We start from the raw sequence: 551 nt of genomic DNA, 5'->3' as shown, positions 1-551 counted from the left end.
ATAGAGAGCCAGAGAAACCAGACGTAAAAAGAAAAACTAAAAAAAACTTCCGAAAAAGTTTGGTAAGTTAAAAATAAAGCCCTTACCTTTGCACCCGACTTTTAAAACGAAAGCAACAAGTTCTTTGAAATATTGATAAACAATACAAGTAGTACAAGTAAAAAAATAGAACCGTCAATACTTGTCTTATGAAGTAGTGATACAATTAAGACTAATAGGTATTTGAATAAGGTCAATAAAATTACGGCGTCCTGAACAGAGCAAAAAAGTCATCCTAAGGGATGATAAAAAATACTTTTACAATGAAGAGTTTGATCCTGGCTCAGGATGAACGCTAGCTACAGGCTTAACACATGCAAGTCGAGGGGCAGCATTTTAGTTTGCTTGCAAACTGAAGATGGCGACCGGCGCACGGGTGAGTAACACGTATCCAACCTGCCGATAACTCCGGAATAGCCTTTCGAAAGAAAGATTAATACCGGATGGCATACGAATATCGCATGATATTTTTATTAAAGAATTTCGGTTATCGATGGGGATGCGTTCCATTA

Annotated in this window: 1 rRNA gene; it reads left to right on the top strand. The window is 37.2% G+C overall.

The features are described 5' to 3' along the window. Window positions 1-299 precede the first annotated feature (299 nt). Window positions 300-551: ribosomal RNA gene (locus tag ROSEINA2194_RS07990) — 16S ribosomal RNA — on the top strand; the annotation flags it as partial.

Source organism: Roseburia inulinivorans DSM 16841 (assembly GCF_000174195.1).
Lineage (GTDB): Bacteria > Bacillota > Clostridia > Lachnospirales > Lachnospiraceae > Roseburia > Roseburia inulinivorans.
This window is presented reverse-complemented; position numbering and strand designations above follow the sequence as displayed.